This window comes from Streptomyces pseudovenezuelae, from assembly GCF_029892565.1.
Lineage (GTDB): Bacteria > Actinomycetota > Actinomycetes > Streptomycetales > Streptomycetaceae > Streptomyces > Streptomyces pseudovenezuelae_A.
Genome location: NZ_JARXVH010000005.1, coordinates 1 through 15,292 on the forward strand (window position 1 = coordinate 1; position 15,292 = coordinate 15,292).

16 protein-coding genes are annotated in these 15,292 nt (G+C 69.3%); 7 read left to right on the forward strand and 9 right to left on the reverse strand.

The features are described 5' to 3' along the window. Positions 1-329 precede the first annotated feature (329 nt). Positions 330-971: a DNA-3-methyladenine glycosylase gene (locus M2283_RS16435; RefSeq protein ID WP_280876989.1), complete on the reverse strand. Its 642-nt coding sequence runs from the start codon at positions 969-971 to the stop codon at positions 330-332. A gap of 139 nt (positions 972-1,110) precedes the next feature. Here M2283_RS16435 and M2283_RS16440 point away from each other — a divergent pair, with 139 nt between their 5' ends. From M2283_RS16440 to M2283_RS16450, 3 genes are all read left to right on the forward strand, one after another. Continuing rightward, positions 1,111-1,893 carry a sporulation protein gene (locus tag M2283_RS16440; protein ID WP_280876990.1) on the forward strand — a complete coding sequence of 261 codons (783 nt, stop codon included), beginning with the start codon at positions 1,111-1,113 and terminating at the stop codon, positions 1,891-1,893. 44 nt (positions 1,894-1,937) lie between these two features. Continuing rightward, entirely contained in the window at positions 1,938-2,477 is a 540-nt protein-coding gene (locus tag M2283_RS16445; RefSeq protein ID WP_280876991.1) for a YbhB/YbcL family Raf kinase inhibitor-like protein, read from the forward strand. Positions 2,478-2,622: 145 nt separating this feature from the next. Continuing rightward, a complete protein-coding gene (locus M2283_RS16450) occupies positions 2,623-3,135 on the forward strand; it encodes an HNH endonuclease (RefSeq protein WP_280876992.1) in 513 nt (170 codons plus the stop codon). Between the two features lie 94 nt (positions 3,136-3,229). On the opposite strand, the gene M2283_RS16455 is transcribed toward M2283_RS16450, so the two are convergent. The 3 genes from M2283_RS16455 to M2283_RS16465 all read right to left on the reverse strand — a co-directional run bounded on the left by M2283_RS16455 (position 3,230) and on the right by M2283_RS16465 (position 5,586). After that, complete coding sequence (locus M2283_RS16455; RefSeq protein WP_280876993.1) at positions 3,230-4,174, reverse strand: SPFH domain-containing protein; 945 nt, start codon at positions 4,172-4,174, stop codon at positions 3,230-3,232. A gap of 131 nt (positions 4,175-4,305) precedes the next feature. Then, on the reverse strand, positions 4,306-4,737 hold the full coding sequence (locus M2283_RS16460) for an NfeD family protein (RefSeq protein WP_280876994.1): 432 nt from the start codon (positions 4,735-4,737) through the stop codon (positions 4,306-4,308). A gap of 51 nt (positions 4,738-4,788) precedes the next feature. Further along, positions 4,789-5,586 (reverse strand): ABC transporter ATP-binding protein, encoded by a 798-nt coding sequence (locus M2283_RS16465; protein WP_280876995.1) that lies wholly within the window; start codon positions 5,584-5,586, stop codon positions 4,789-4,791. 142 nt (positions 5,587-5,728) lie between these two features. Here M2283_RS16465 and M2283_RS16470 point away from each other — a divergent pair, with 142 nt between their 5' ends. After that, the gene (locus tag M2283_RS16470; RefSeq protein ID WP_280876996.1) at positions 5,729-6,511 is read left to right on the forward strand and encodes a hypothetical protein; all 783 of its coding nucleotides are present in this window, start codon (positions 5,729-5,731) and stop codon (positions 6,509-6,511) included. 222 nt (positions 6,512-6,733) lie between these two features. Here M2283_RS16470 and M2283_RS16475 read toward each other — a convergent pair whose 3' ends face one another. From M2283_RS16475 to M2283_RS16490, 4 genes are all read right to left on the reverse strand, one after another. Continuing rightward, positions 6,734-6,973 carry a chaplin gene (locus M2283_RS16475; protein WP_280876997.1) on the reverse strand — a complete coding sequence of 80 codons (240 nt, stop codon included), beginning with the start codon at positions 6,971-6,973 and terminating at the stop codon, positions 6,734-6,736. A 189-nt stretch (positions 6,974-7,162) separates the two neighbouring features. Next, entirely contained in the window at positions 7,163-7,408 is a 246-nt protein-coding gene (gene chpE, locus M2283_RS16480) for a chaplin ChpE (RefSeq protein ID WP_280876998.1), read from the reverse strand. Between the two features lie 166 nt (positions 7,409-7,574). Beyond that, complete coding sequence (locus M2283_RS16485; protein ID WP_280876999.1) at positions 7,575-8,216, reverse strand: response regulator transcription factor; 642 nt, start codon at positions 8,214-8,216, stop codon at positions 7,575-7,577. Further along, positions 8,209-9,378, reverse strand: coding sequence for a GAF domain-containing sensor histidine kinase (locus M2283_RS16490; protein ID WP_280877000.1), 1,170 nt, complete (start codon positions 9,376-9,378; stop codon positions 8,209-8,211). Before M2283_RS16490 ends, M2283_RS16485 begins: the two co-directional genes overlap by 8 nt. A gap of 214 nt (positions 9,379-9,592) precedes the next feature. On the opposite strand from M2283_RS16490, the gene M2283_RS16495 reads away from it, so the two are divergent. From M2283_RS16495 to M2283_RS16505, 3 genes are all read left to right on the forward strand, one after another. Further along, positions 9,593-10,294, forward strand: a complete 702-nt coding sequence (locus M2283_RS16495) for an SDR family NAD(P)-dependent oxidoreductase (RefSeq protein WP_280877001.1) — start codon at positions 9,593-9,595, stop codon at positions 10,292-10,294. Then, positions 10,291-11,559, forward strand: a complete 1,269-nt coding sequence (locus M2283_RS16500) for an S-adenosylmethionine:tRNA ribosyltransferase-isomerase (RefSeq protein ID WP_280877002.1) — start codon at positions 10,291-10,293, stop codon at positions 11,557-11,559. Before M2283_RS16495 ends, M2283_RS16500 begins: the two co-directional genes overlap by 4 nt. A 304-nt stretch (positions 11,560-11,863) precedes the next feature. Then, positions 11,864-12,622 carry a transglycosylase SLT domain-containing protein gene (locus tag M2283_RS16505; protein ID WP_280877003.1) on the forward strand — a complete coding sequence of 253 codons (759 nt, stop codon included), beginning with the start codon at positions 11,864-11,866 and terminating at the stop codon, positions 12,620-12,622. Positions 12,623-12,717: 95 nt separating this feature from the next. Here the strand turns inward: M2283_RS16505 and M2283_RS16510 are convergent, their stop codons facing one another. Continuing rightward, positions 12,718-15,216 (reverse strand): ABC transporter ATP-binding protein/permease, encoded by a 2,499-nt coding sequence (locus tag M2283_RS16510; protein ID WP_280877004.1) that lies wholly within the window; start codon positions 15,214-15,216, stop codon positions 12,718-12,720. Positions 15,217-15,292 lie beyond the last annotated feature (76 nt).

Consider the following 15,292-nt stretch of genomic DNA (forward strand, 5'->3'; position numbering starts at 1 on the left):
TGAGTTCTCAAGGAACGGCCGCTTCCTTTGTACTCACCCTCTCGGGCTTTCCTCCGGGCGCTTCCCTTCGGTCTTGCGTTTCCGACTCTACCAGAGCCTTTCAGCGTCTGTTTCCCGGTCGGCGGGGCCTTTCGACATTCACTACGTTAGCCGATTCCCTCGGCAACTCATAATCGAGTTCCGCGAGTTCCAATTCAGGCATGCAGGCACGCCAAAATTCGACCCCGCCAGGGGAAATCGTAGGTAGTGGTTGGCCGCTTCCGGCTGCTGGCGATTGCCGTACCCGGTTCAAGCGGCTGGAGCTACGTTACGCACCTTCCAAGAACGAGTCAACTTGAGCGACGCCTTGGCGCATGGGCCCGATACGGGCTCACCGTCGGGTCGTTGGCGACCCAGTAGCGCCAGGGCTGCACCGCTCCGTCGCCGGAGACTCCGGTGCGGGGGCCGTTGCGTACCTGGTCGGCGGGTACCGGGGTGCCCGTCAGTATGCGGAGCGGGGTGTCGCCTGCCGCGCACGCGTCCGTGCCGTTCAGCTCGCGGGTCACGTCCAGGGCTGTGGCCAGGCGTGCCGGTCCTTTGGCCAGTTCCTTGTCATTTCGGGCCGAGAGTCGACGTTTACGCGCGAGCTCGGCGCCTTCCACGATCTCGCCGGCGCGCAGCAGGACCGCGCTCGGGTTGCCCTCGGGGCCGCAGACCAGGTTCATGCAGAACCACATGCCGTAGGTGAAGTAGACGTACACGTGGCCGGGCGGACCGAACATCACGTCATTGCGGGCCGTGTGACCGCGATAGGCGTGCGAGCCGGGGTCGTTCGGACCGTCGTAGGCCTCGACCTCCGTCAGGCGCACGCGGATCGGGCCGTCCGGGGTCGTACGGACGAGGACGCGGCCGAGGAGGTCGGGGGCGACCTCGAGAACGGGGCGGTCGAAGAAGTGTCGGGGCAGTGGCGTAGCGTCCGGTGGCGCGATCATGGCGTACGAGCGTAGTCCAGACCGGTCTTGGCCAAGGGGTGGTCAAGGGTTCGTCCGCTTGCCAGGGTGTGGGCGCGGAACCGGTCGGGCCCGGATCGCGTTTGTAGGGATCAAAGGCCCACACGTACTAGGGAGAGACATGGCGTTCAAGAAGCTGCTCGCGAGCCTGGGGGCCGGCGGAGCTTCGGTCGAGACGGTGCTGACCGAGGTCAACGTCGTGCCGGGCGGCGTCGTCCAGGGTGAGGTGCGGATCCAGGGCGGGTCCGTGAACCAGAACATCGAGGGCCTGTCCGTGGGACTGCAGGCCAAGGTCGAGGTCGAGAGCGGTGACGAGGAGTACAAGCAGAACATCGAGTTCACCAAGGTGCGGCTCGGTGGGGCCTTCGAGCTGCAGGCCGGGGCTGTGCACGCGGTGCCGTTCGGTCTTGAGATCCCGTGGGAGACGCCGATCACGACGATCGACGGGCAGCCGCTGCGCGGGATGAACATCGGTGTGACGACCGAGCTGGCGATCGAGCGGGCCATCGACTCCGGTGACCTGGACCCGATCAGCGTGCACCCGCTGCCGGCGCAGAAGGCGATTCTGGACGCCTTCATCCAGCTGGGCTTCCGCTTCAAGAACGCGGACATGGAGCGCGGGCACATCCGGGGTACGCGGCAGTCGCTGCCGTTCTACCAGGAGATCGAGTTCTTCCCGCCGTCGCAGTACCGGGGGCTGAACCAGGTCGAGCTGAGCTTCGTGGCGGACGCGCAGGCCATGGACGTCATCCTGGAAATGGACAAGAAGCCGGGACTGTTCAGTGAGGGCAGTGACACGTTCCGGTCCTTCCAGGTCGGGCTGCACGACTTCCACGGCACCGACTGGGTCGCGTACCTCAATCAGTGGCTGTCCGAGGTCGGCAGCAAGCGCAACTGGTTCTAGGCTCGGAACTGCTGATTCCAGTAATCGATGCAGGAGGTACCGAGGTGACCGAGCTCAAGCGGCGGCCGCTCCCCCATGACTTCCACCCGCCCGTTCCGTCGTTCAGTGTGACGAGCGAGGACGTCGAGGAGGGCGGGGCGCTCAAGGACGCCCAGGTCTACGCGGCCGGCAACATCTCGCCGCAGTTGCGGTGGGAGGGCTTCCCGGCGGAGACCAAGAGCTTCGCCGTGACCTGCTACGACCCCGATGCCCCGACGGGCAGCGGGTTCTGGCACTGGGTCGTGTTCGACATCCCGGCCTCGGTGACCGAGCTTCCGGTGGGTGCGGGCAGCGGCAAGTTCGAGGGGTTGCCCGAGGGTGCCGTGCAGGCGCGCAACGACTACGGGAGCAAGGACTTCGGTGGTGCCGCTCCGCCGCCCGGGGACGGGCCGCACCGGTATGTGTTCACGGTGTACGCCGTTGATCAGGAGAAGCTCGGCCCGGACGCGGATGCCTCGCCCGCTTTCGTCGGTTTCAATCTGCGGTTCCACGCGATCGCGCGGGCCCAGCTGATCGGCGAGTACGAGGTTCCTGCCGAAGACTGAGATTCACTGAACGTTTGCCCGCCTCTGGTCTTGGAAGTGATCAGAGGCGGGCATTTTTTATTGCGTTGTCCATCTCAGCGCGCCCGTCCAAAGTTGATCCAAGCCCGCCAGGGGGTGGGCCAGGTGCACGAAGGAGGTGGGCTGGATGCGGGACACGCTGGTGCTGAACGCGAGCTTCGAGCCGCTGTCCACGGTGACGTTGAACCGAGCCGTTGTCCTGGTGCTGCAGGACAAGGCCGTCGTCGAGCAGGCCCACCCCGAACTGCGCATGCGCGGAGCGGCGGTTGACATACCGGCCCCCCGGGTGATCCGGCTGTGCAGGTATGTCAGGGTCCCGTTCCGAAGACAAGCTCCGTGGTCGAGGCGGGGTGTGCTGGTCAGGGACCGGCACAGGTGCGCGTACTGCGGCAGGCGCGCGACGACCGTGGACCATGTGGTGCCGCGGTCGCAGGGCGGACAGGACACCTGGCTGAACACGGTGGCCTCGTGCGCGGAGGACAACCACCGCAAGGCGAACCGGACTCCGGAGCAGGCGCAGATGCCGCTGCTGCGGCCGCCGTTCGAGCCGACGCCCGCGGGCGCGATGCTGTTGTCGCTGGGTAACGACGACTTCGCGGCGCTGCCGGACTGGCTTTCGCAGCCGGCGCCCGCGGCTTAGGCGCAGGACGATACGAGAGCTGGGGCCCGCCTCCTAAAGGAGGCGGGCCCCAGCTCTCGTATCGTCTCGGCGGTCGTCCGTCGGTGGACGGTCGTCAGTCGATGGACGGCTTCTCGCGTCGTTCCGTGGACCGGTCCGAGCCCCCGTCGCCCGAATTGCCGCCGAACGGGCCCATGTTGCCCATCGCGCCGGACAGTCCCTTGAGGGCGTCGCCGATCTCGCTGGGGACGATCCAGAGCTTGTTCGCGTCGCCCTCGGCGATCTTCGGGAGCATCTGGAGGTACTGGTAGCTGAGCAGCTTCTGGTCGGCGTCGCCGGCGTGGATCGCCTCGAAGACCGTACGGACCGCCTGGGCCTCGCCCTCGGCGCGCAGGGCCGCGGCCTTGGCCTCACCTTCGGCGCGCAGGATCTGGGACTGCTTCTCGCCCTCCGCGGTGAGGATGGCCGCCTGGCGCGTGCCCTCCGCGGTGAGGATCGCGGCGCGCTTGTCACGGTCGGCGCGCATCTGCTTCTCCATCGAGTCCTGGATGGAGGTGGGCGGTTCGATCGCCTTGAGCTCGACGCGGTTGACGCGGATGCCCCACTTGCCGGTGGCCTCGTCGAGGACTCCGCGCAGGGCCGCGTTGATCTCCTCGCGGGAGGTCAGGGTCCGCTCCAGGTCCATGCCACCGATGATGTTGCGGAGCGTGGTGACCGTGAGCTGCTCAATTGCCTGGATGTAGCTGGCCACTTCGTAGGTCGCGGCGCGTGCGTCCGTCACCTGGTAGTAGATGACCGTGTCGATGTTGACCACCAGGTTGTCCTGGGTGATCACCGGCTGCGGCGGGAACGGCACGACCTGTTCGCGCAGGTCGATGCGGTTGCGGATGGTGTCGATGAACGGGACGACGATGTTGAGGCCCGCGTTGAGTGTCCGCGTGTAACGACCGAACCGCTCGACGATGGCGGCGCTGGCCTGCGGGATGACTTGGATTGTCCTGATCAGGGCGATGAAGACCAACACCACCAGGATGATCAGGACGATGATGACCGGTTCCATCGTCGTTCCCCGTACCCTTCTCCGCCTCGGCTCTTTCGGAAGATCTTATGGTTGTTGAAGATCTTGCTGGTCGAGCATGACAGACCCTCGCACAACTCGGGGCCTGTTCGGTTCAGTTGAGTCCTGCGAGGTCAGATGACGATCGCGGTCGCTCCCTCGATCTCCACGACATCCACTTCCTGTCCCACTTCGTAGGCACGGCCGTTGTCGAGCGAGCGGGCCGACCAGACCTCTCCGGCGAGCTTGATCCGGCCGCCGGATCCGTCCACTCGTTCCAGTACGAGGGCCTGCTTGCCCTTCAACGCATCCACGCCGGTGCGGAGTTGGGGGCGTTGCGTGCTGTGCCGGGTCGCGATGGGCCGGACGACGGCGATCAGGGCGACCGAGACGATGACGAAAGCGAGTACCTGGACCACGACGCCGAAGCCCAGTCCGGCGACGCCTGCCGCGGCGAGGGCGCCCACGGCGAACATGCCGAACTCCGGCATGGCCGTGATCACCAGGGGGATTCCGAGCCCGGCCGCGCCGACGAGCCACCACACCCATGCGTCGATGTCGTTCACATGGTCAATGGTATGACCGCAAGTCGTGCTGCCGACAGGGCGCAAAGGGGGTCAGGACATGGGAAGACCCTGAGCGGTCCAGCGTTCGCCGAGCTGCTCGACGACGAGGGGGAGGCCGAAGCAGAGGGAGAGGTTGCGCGAGGTGAGTTCGAGCTCCAGGGGGCCGGCGGCGAGAACCTTGCCCTGACGGATCATCAGGACGTGGGTGAAGCCGGGGGCGATCTCCTCGACATGGTGGGTGACCATCAGCATCGAGGGGGCGATCGGGTCGCGGGCGAGCCGGCCCAGGCGGCGGACCAGGTCCTCGCGGCCGCCGAGGTCGAGGCCCGCGGCGGGCTCGTCGAGGAGCAGCAGCTCGGGGTCGGTCATCAGGGCACGCGCGATGAGGGTGCGCTTGCGCTCGCCCTCGGAGAGGGTGCCGAACTTGCGCTCCAGGTAGTCGCTCATGCCGAGGCGGTCGAGGAAGGCACGCGCGCGCTGCTCGTCGATCTCCTCGTACTCCTCCTGCCAGCCGGCCGTCATGCCGTACGCAGCGGTCAGTACGGTCTCCAGCACCGTCTGGCGCTTGGGCAGCTTGTCGGCCATGGCGATACCGGCGATGCCGATGCGGGGGCGCAGCTCGAAGACGTCGGTGCCGGGCTTGCCGAGGGTCTCGCCGAGGATGGTGGCGGTGCCCTTGCTGGGGTAGAGGTAGCTGGACGCGACGTTCAGGAGAGTGGTCTTGCCGGCGCCGTTCGGACCGAGGATGACCCAGCGCTCGCCTTCCTTGACCGACCAGGAGACCTGGTCCACCAGAGCCCGGCCCTCCCGGACCACAGATACGTCCTGAAGCTCCAGAACATCGCTCATGAGCGCGTTGTCTCCCCTTGCAGTGTGGCCAGGTCTCGGCGTCTCGGCTGTCGCGTGCGCGCTGGTGTGCGCAGCCCTCGATGAAATCTACGCCACCGGCCGCCCGCTCCATTCCATCGGTCCGGTCCTTAGGCTGGGGGTCATGTTCTCGGAACCACGTTCAGGGCGCCTCGCCGCATGGGGAAACGCCCTTTTGGCCGGTCTTGTCTCGCCGGACGACGCGGTGCTCGCGATCGTCGGGGACGACGCGGTGCATCGGATGGAGGGGCTGCCCGGTGAGTCGGGGCCGGTCGGGCTCACACTCGCGCTGGGGCGGCTGCGGACGCTCGGGGCGACGGGGCTGCGCGTCGCGCTGCCGGCGCCGGGGCATCCGCTGGGGTTGAGCGGGCCGCCGGAGTTCAACGCGCGGGCGATAGAGGCCGAGGAGGCGGTGGTCTGCTACGGGACCGCACTGGGCTTGGTGCCCGAGGTGTACGAGGCCGGGCCCGCCGGCGACGTCCATGTCGAGGTCGTCTGGCACTGCCTGCCGGTGCGGGAGGCTCCGCCGGCGGATGTGCCGTCGCTCGGCGAGGCGGAGCGGGAGCTGGCGGAGGCCCTCCGTGAGGCGACGGACGTGCTGTCCCAGTTGGACGTCGCCAGCTCGGGGCCGGTGGCCGATGCGGCGATCGAGGCGTATCGGGCGCGGGCGGAGCGGGGGCGGGAGGTGTTGGCGCCGGGGTATCCGCCGCGGGCGGCTCGGGTGCTTGAGCTGGCCGAGCGGGTGGGGATGCTCGTCGCGCTGGCTGAGTCCAACGGGCATGGCGCGGCGGTGACTTCTGGGGAGATGGCGGCTCGGGCGTTGGCGTTGCGGCCTGTTGAGCGGACAGCTCGGCGGGCGCAGGTCGCGGCGTACAACTCCGTTGTGGAGGAGCGGGAGCGGTGGTGAGGTTCGGTTCGGTAGTTGGCCTGCGTTGACGTGGGCGTCTGGGGGCTGCCGCCCCCAGGCCCCCGCTTCGGCCTGGACGGCCTCGTCCTCAAACGCGGGACGGGCTGAAGACAAAGGCCCTGGCCGACGTCGAAAGGAACCCGCGCCCGCCGGAAACCCCACACGCCAGAAGGGCCCCACCAGTCGTCATTGACTGGTGGGGCCCTTCTCGTTCTGCTGGCGTCAGTCGTTCACGCCGTGGTTGCCGAACGCCGGGTTCAGCAGGCCGATGACGTTGACGCTGTCGCCGACCACGTTGACGGGGACGTGGACGGGGACCTGGACCAGGTTGCCCGAGCCGACGCCCGGCGACTTCACGGCCGCGCCGTCGGCACCCGCGTCGGCGACAGCGGCGCCGGCACCCGCGCCGGCGGCGATGCCGGCCACGGTGAGGGCTACGGCGGCCTTCTTGGCGATGTTCATGAGAAGCGTTCCTCCTGCGTTTGCGTATCCGACCCGGCCGCGGGTCGTGCGCTGATCAACGAGGAAAAGAACAAGGGCGGTACGCGAATCAGACATGAACCGCCCTTTCGGATCATTCGAACGACTAGCTGACCGGCCTCCCGGGGCAGCCCGGGAGGCCGAAGGTCAGCGCCCGCCGTGCGACGGACTTCAGCGGTTGAGGCCGAGGTTGCCGAAGGCGGGGTTCAGCACACCGATGACGTTCACGCTGTTGCCGACCGCGTTCACCGGGACGTGGACCGGGACCTGGACGAGGTTGCCCGAGCCGACGCCCGGCGAGCTGACGGCCTGGCCGTCGGCCAGCGAACCACCGGTGGCAGAGGCCATGCCCGCACCGGCGGCGACCAGCCCGCCGGCCACCATCGTCACGGCCGCTGCCTTCTTCAGGTTCTTCACTTCTGAGTCCTCCTAGCGATGGCCGCGGCAGTCGCCGCAGCACGCACTGGAGAACGGCGGAGATCCACGAAGGATGCGCCATCCGGGGGACATTCCCACGACGGTATGAATCTCAGTCCGGAGTGAGACGCTCCGAATTGCCGTACGCCCCCTGATGCGCCGTGGATCAACCGGCCACTCCGTGACGAACCGCCCAGAGTGCGGCCTGGGTGCGGTCCGCCAGGTCGAGCTTCATCAGGATGTTCGAGACGTGGGTCTTGACCGTCTTCTCGGAGAGGACCAGGGCCCGGGCGATCTCTCGGTTGGAGCGGCCGTCCGCTATCAGGCCCAGCACCTCGCGCTCCCGCTCGGTGAGCGAACCCGCCCTCCCGTGGCCCGAGTTGGCCTCCTCCTGGGAGAGCAGCGCGCCGGCCACCTCGGGCTGGAGCAGGATGTGGCCCGCGTGAACCGAGCGGATGGCGCCGGCGAGCGCGTCCGGGTCCACGTCCTTGTAGACGTATCCGGCGGCTCCGGCGCGCAGGGCCGGGATCACCGTGCGCTGTTCGGTGAAGCTGGTGACGATCAGCACGCGCGCCGGGTTCGCCAGTTCGCGGAGCTTGCGGAGTGCGTCCACGCCGTCCATGCCCGGCATCTTGACGTCCATGAGGACGACGTCGGGCTTCAACTCCTCGGCGCGGGCGACTCCTTCGGCACCGTCGGCGGCCTCGCCCACGACCTCGATGTCGTCCTGCACCTCCAGGAAGGTGCGCAGGCCGCGGCGGACCACCTGGTGGTCGTCGACGAGCAGCACCTTGATTGCGTCAGCCACCGGGGACCTCCATCTCGATCGTGGTGCCCTTTCCGGGCGCCGATTGCACGGTCAGTGTGCCGCCGACGCCGCTCGTCCGGTCGCGCATCGAGACCAGGCCGAGGTGGCGTCCGGCGCGGCGGGTGGTGTGCGGGTCGAAGCCGCCGCCGTCGTCGGTCACCCGTAGGACGGCTCCGCCCGCGCGTCGGGCCAGGGTGACCTCGACGTGTTCGGCGCCGGAGTGGCGGAGTGCGTTGTGCAGGGCCTCCTGGGCGACCCGCAGGACGGCCTCCTCCTGGGCGGCCGGCAGGGCTCGTACACCGCAGCTGTCGAAGGTCACGCGCGCGGAGTGGGCGCGGTCGAGGACCTGGGCCTGGGTGCGCAGGGTGGCCACGAGGCCGTCCTCGTCGAGGGCGGCGGGGCGCAACTCGACGACGGCGTCGCGCAGTTCGTCGGCCGCTTCGGCGGCGAGCGCGGCGACCTGCTGCAACTCGCCCTTGGCGCGCGCCGGGTCGCGGTCGACGAGGGCGGCGGCGGCCTGGGCGGTCAGGCGCAGGGAGAAGAGCTTCTGGCTGACCGCGTCGTGCAGTTCGTGGGCGAGCCGGGAGCGCTCCTCGACGATGGTCAGCTCCCGACTGCGCTCGTACAGGCGGGCGTTGGTGAGGGCGATCGCGGCGTGCTGGGCGAGGATCCCCAGCAGTTCCTCGTCCTCCTGCGTGAAGGCGCAGCTCCCCTCCTGCTGGGGACGCGGGTGGTCCTCCGTCGCCGGGCGCAGTTTGTTGGCGAGGAACAGGGCGCCGATGACCTCGTCACCGTCCCGGATCGGCAGGCCCAGGAAGTCGGACATGTTGGGGTGGGCGGAGGGCCAGCCCTCGAAGCGGGGGTCCTTGCGCACGTCGGCCAGGCGCTCCGCCTTCGCCTCGTGCAGCATCGCGGCGAGGATGCCGTGCTGGCGCGGGAGCGGGCCGATGGCCTTCCACTGCGCGTCGCTTACACCGTCGACCACGAACTGCGCGAAGCCCCCGTGGTCGTCGGGGACGCCGAGCGCCGCGTACTGCGCGCCGAGCAGCTCACGGGCCGAGGCGACGATCGTCTTGAGGACGTCGCGCACCTCCAGGTGCCTGCTCATGGCCAGCAGCGCGGAACTCACCGCGGCGAGGCCGGACCGGGGGCCTTGACTCATGTCCTCACGGTACCGGCGGGGTGTGACACCGCGGATCGGACCAGTGGCGGCCCGGCCTGGGTCGATGGACCTAGGGCGAAGGTCCCCGGAACGGCAGGCGTAGGCCGAAGGGCCCCGGCGCTTTGGGGCCCGCGTCCGACGCGGGGCGGGTGATCCGGTTCCTACGTTGAAGGCACGCCGATCAACGGGCGGACTATACGAGGGGACGTGTGTCATGCCGGTGGCGATCATCACGGGGGCTTCGAAGGGACTTGGACGGGCGCTCGCCGAGGCGCTGGCCGCGCGGGGCTGGGATCTGGTGCTCGACGCCAGGAGCGAGGGGGTCCTGGCGGAGACCGCGGCGGCCGTGTCGGCGTACGCCACGCGCGTGACGGGGTTGCCGGGGGACGTCACGGACGCCGGGCACCGGGCCGAGCTGGTGGCGGCGGCCTGGCGGCTCGGCGGCGCCGACCTGCTGGTGAGCAACGCCAGCGCGCTGGGCGCGGAGCCGCTGGTACGGCTGGAGACGCTGCCTGTGGAGGGGCTGCGGCGGGCGCTGGAGGTGAACGTGGTGGCCGCGCTGGGCCTGGTCCAGGAGGCGCTGCCGCTGCTGCGGGCGTCCAAGGCGGGCGGCATGGTGATCGCCGTCAGCTCGGACGCGGCGGCCGAGGCGTACGAGACGTGGGGCGGGTACGGGGCGTCGAAGGCGGCCCTGGACCAGCTCGTGGCGGTGCTCGGGGCGGAGGAGCCGGGGTTGCGGGTGTGGGCGGTGGACCCCGGGGACATGGCGACGGACCTGTACGCGGCGGCCGTACCGGACGACGACGATCCGCGGCCGGCGCCGGTCGATGTGGTGCCGGCCTTTCTGCGGCTGCTGGACGAACGGCCGGTGAGCGGTCGCTACGCGGCTCCGTCGCTGCTGGTGGAGGGGCGATGACGCTGGCGGTTCGGGTACCGGAGGAGCTGTCCGCGAGGGTTCCGGCCGAGCAGCGGGGGCCGGGGCGCGGCCGGGATTCCGTACGGCTGCTGGTGTCGCGGGGCGTCGAGGTGTCGCACCACGCGTTCGTGGAGCTGCCCCGGCTGCTGCGGGCCGGGGATCTGCTGGTCGTGAACACGTCGCCGACTCTCGCGGCCGCCGTGGACGGTCGGATCGGGCACGCGTGCGTGGTGGTGCACTTCTCCACGCGCGGGGACGACGGGCGGTGGGCGGTCGAGCTGCGGGATCCCGTCGGGGACGGCACCACGCGTGCGCGTGCGGGCGGCCCGGTGGGGACGGAGGTGCGGCTGCCCGGGGGCGTCCGGCTGACGCTCACGGAGCCGCTCGGGGCGGACAGTGACCGGCTGTGGTGGGCGCGGGTGTCGGGGGCGGAGGCTCCAGGAGCGGGAGCGGGAGCGGGAGCGGGAGCGCCGAGGGCCGGGGAGCCGGGGCCGGATACGCCGGAGGCGACGGTGCCCCGGGCGGGAGCGCCGCGGGCAAAGGGCCAAGGAGCGGGAGCGCCGAGGGCCGCGGTGCCGGGGCCGCATGCGCCGATGGCGGGCGGGCCGGAGGCGACGGTGCTCGGGGCCGGGGTGCTGCGTGAGTACGGGCGGCCTATTCGTTACTCCTATACGGAGCGGGATCAGCCGCTGTCCGTGTACCAGACGGTGTTCGCGCTGCCGACGGCCGACGGGGCGGGCAGTGCGGAGATGCCGAGCGCGGCGCGGCCCTTCACCGCGTCGCTGGTGGCGGAGCTGGTGAGCCGGGGCGTGCAATTCGCGCCGATCACCCTGCACACCGGGGTGGCCTCGGCGGAGGCGCACGAGGCGCCGTACCCGGAGCGGTTCTCGGTGCCGGAGGCGTCGGCGCGGCTGATCAACGCGGCGCGGGCCGGGGACGGGCGGGTCGTGGCGGTCGGTACGACGGCTGTGCGGGCGGTGGAGTCGGCCGCCGGAGAGGACGGGGTCGTACGCGCGCGTGCGGGGTGGACGGATCTCGTCGTCACCCCGGAGCGCGGGGTGCGGGTGGTGGACGGGCTGCTGACCGGGCTGCACGAGCCGGAGGCCTCGCATCTGCTGATGCTGGAGGCGATCGCCGGGCGGGCGGCGATCGGCCGCAGTTATGAGGAGGCGCTGCGCGGGCTCTACCTGTGGCACGAGTTCGGGGACGTCCATCTCATCCTCCCGGAGGAGAACCCTCACTCAGTGCATTGCTCCAGCAACTAGCGGTGAGACCGTTACGCGCTCGATGTGAGCCCGCGCATAGGGCGCAGATCACGTACGAAGGTCGATAGGAGATAGACACTCCCCTTATGAGCGGGGCAGACAGTCCAGTCTGCCCCGTTTTGCCCTTCCTGGGTCCACTACCCGGGATCGTACGTCACACCTTTGCCACGGCATTTTGCGGCCGCTAACAATGGCAGCCGTCGCTCAGCGCCTCGGGATCCCCCGGGGCGTTCGTGCGGGACGGACCCGAGTCCCCCGCCGGACGCAGAGCGACCTCCGCGCTATTCGAAGAGGTCCGTCTGTCATGCCGAAGAACTTCAGTGCTCGTGGGCGCAGTCTTGCCCTGACCCGTCGCCACAAGATCGCGATCGCCGGTGTCGCCACCCTCGGTGCCGCCTCCCTCGCCTTCTCCGCCGTGCCCGGCAACGCGGAGACGACCACGAGCGAGGCCGCTTCCTCGGCGCAGGCGCAGATCGCGTACAGCTCCGAGCCGATCAAGGGCGTCAAGGCCAGCGTCACCGACCAGCTCGCCGGCGCCAGCCTGAAGGCCGAGCAGATCCAGGCCAAGGCGGACGCGAAGAAGGCGGCCGCGAAGAAGGCAGCCTCCGAGGCCGCCGCCAAGAAGAAGGCGGCCGCGCAGGCCGCGGCGAAGAAGAAGGCCGCGGCCGAGCGCAAGGCCAAGGAGACGGCGAGCCGCTCCGCGAAGCGTGCCGCGATCAAGCCGGTCGCCGCGAAGACCTACGCCAACAACCTCAACGGCTGGATCAACCACGCCCTGGCGATCATGAAGCAGAAGGGCATCCCGGGCTCGTACAACGGCCTGTACAAGAACATCATGCGGGAGTCCTCGGGCAACCCGAGCGCCATCAACGGCTGGGACGTCAACGCGGTCAACGGCACCCCGTCGATCGGTCTGCTCCAGGTCATCCAGCCCACCTTCAGCGCGTACCACGTCTCCGGTACGTCGACGAACATCTACGACCCGGTCGCCAACATCACGGCCGCCGCCAACTACGCGGCCGACCGGTACGGCTCGATCGACAACGTCAACAGCGCGTACTGAGGTCGGCGCGGACCTCGGTACCGGACGCCGAAGGGCGGCACCCCCTGACGGGTGCCGCCCTTCGGCGTCGTACGAACAGCCTCGTACTGATGTGACTACTTGCGCATGACCTCGGGCTCGTGGCGGCGCAGGAAGCGGGCCACGAGGATGCCGCAGATGACCGCCAGGGCGATCAGCGCGATCATGTCGATGGTCCAGGCGGTGGCGGTGTGCTCCCACAGGGGGTCCGTCTTGCCCGGGTCGTCCTTGTTCGGGCTGAGCACGTTGAAGTCGAGCGTGGCGCCCGCCGCGGCGACGGCCCAGCGGGAGGGCATCAGGTACGAGACCTGGTTGACGCCCACCGCGCCGTTCAGCGTGAACAGGCAGCCGGTGAACACGACCTGGACGATCGCGAACATGACCAGCAGCGGCATCGTCTTCTCGGAGGTCTTCACCAGCGAGGAGATGACCAGGCCGAACATCATCGAGGTGAAGCCCAGCGCCATGATCGGGATGGTGAGTTCGAGCTTGGTAGCGCTGCCGAGGAACAGGGCCTCCTTCGGCACCTCGCGGGTGGCGAAGCCGATGGCGCCGACCATGGCGCCCTGGAGCAGGGTGACCACACCGAGTACGACGACCTTGGACATCAGGTACGCCGAGCGGGACAGGCCCGTCGCGCGTTCCCGCTCGTAGATCACCCGTTCCTTGATCAGCTCACGGACCGAGTTGGCCGCGCCCGCGAAGCAGGCGCCGACCGCGAGGATCAGCAGCACCGTGGTGGCCGTGGCGTTGCCCTGGCGACCGCGGGGCAGCAGGTCCTGGCCCGAGTCGATGAGCAGGCTGACCGAGCCGAGGACCAGCGGCAGGATGACCGTCAGCGCCAGGAAGCCCTTGTCCGACACGATCACCGACACATAGCGGCGGATCAGTGTGAGCAGCTGCGAGCCCCATCCCTGCGGCTTGGGCGGCTTCATCGCCTGCGGCGGCGGCATCTGTACGGACTGCGGAGCAATCGCGTCGATGTCCGCGGCGTACATCTGGTAGTGCTGCGAGCCCTTCCAGCGTCCGGCCCAATCGTAGTCGCGGTAGTTCTCGAAGGCGGAGAAGACGTCGGCCCAGGTGTCGTAACCGAAGAAGTTCAGGGCCTCCTCGGGCGGTCCGAAGTAGGCGACCGAACCGCCCGGCGCCATCACCAGGAGCTTGTCGCAGATCGCGAGTTCGGCCACCGAGTGGGTGACGACGAGGACCGTGCGGCCGTCGTCGGCGAGGCCGCGCAGCAGCTGCATGACATCGCGGTCCATGCCCGGGTCGAGGCCGGAGGTCGGCTCGTCCAGGAAGATCAGCGACGGCTTGGTGAGCAGCTCCAGAGCCACCGAGACGCGCTTGCGCTGGCCACCGGAGAGGGAGGTGACCTTCTTCTCCTTGTGGATGTCCAGCTTCAGCTCGCGCAGCACCTCGTCGATACGGGCATTGCGCTCGGCGCCGGTGGTGTCGGCGGGGAAGCGGAGTTTGGCCGCGTACTTGAGGGCCTTCTTGACGGTCAGTTCCTTGTGCAGGATGTCGTCCTGCGGGACCAGACCGATGCGCTGACGCAGCTCGGCGAACTGCTTGTACAGGTTCCGGTTGTCGTAGAGGACATCGCCCTGGTTGGCGGGCCGGTAGCCGGTGAGCGCCTTGAGCAGGGTCGACTTGCCCGATCCCGACGGGCCGATGACCGCGATCAGCGACTTCTCCGGTACGCCGAAGGAGACGTCCTTGAGGATCTGCTTGCCGCCGTCGACCTCGACGGTCAGGTGGCGGGCGGAGAAGGACACCTCACCGGTGTCGACGAACTCCTCAAGACGGTCGCCCACGATCCGGAACGTCGAGTGGCCGACGCCGACGATGTCGGTCGGCCCGAGCAGCTGCGAGCCGCCCTTGGCGATCGGCTGACCGTTGACGTACGTGCCGTTGTGCGAGCCGAGGTCGCGGATCTCCATGCGCCCGTCGGGCATCGAGTGGAACTCGGCGTGGTTGCGGGAGACCTGCAGGTCGGAGACGACCAGCTCGTTCTCCAGGGCACGGCCGATGCGCATCACGCGACCGATCGAGAACTGGTGGAACGTGGTCGGGCTGCGGTCTCCGTAGATCGGCGGCGCCCCCGCGACACCACCGGAGTTCTGCTGCGGCGGGATATGCGCGGCAGGCTGCTGCGGCGTGGCATGCTGCGGCTGCTGCCAGCCGGCCTGCGGCGACTGCTGCGGCGGCGCCTGCTGCGCCCAGCCGGGGCTCGCGCCCTGGGCCGCGTACGGCTGCTGCTGCGGCTGTGCCTGCGGCGCTGCGGCGGCACCGGAGGCGCTCAGGAGCGGCCCGTCGGTCGCGTTGCCGAGGTGCACGGCAGAGCCTGGGCCGATCTCCATCTGATGGATCCGCTGGCCCTGCACGAAGGTGCCGTTGGTGGAACCGTGGTCCTCGATGACCCAACTGCGGCCCCCCCAACTGATCGTGGCGTGACGCCAGGACACCCTGGCGTCGTCGAGCACGATGTCGCCCTGCGGATCACGTCCGAGGGTGTATGGCCTGGACTCCTCTAGCGTCCAGGTACGTCCGTTCAATTCCAGTACGAGTTCCGGCACTCCAAGCCCCACTGAGTAGTCCCCCGAATTACCCCCATCACAGGGAGTCTAGGGATGTCGAACATCGTCGGGAACT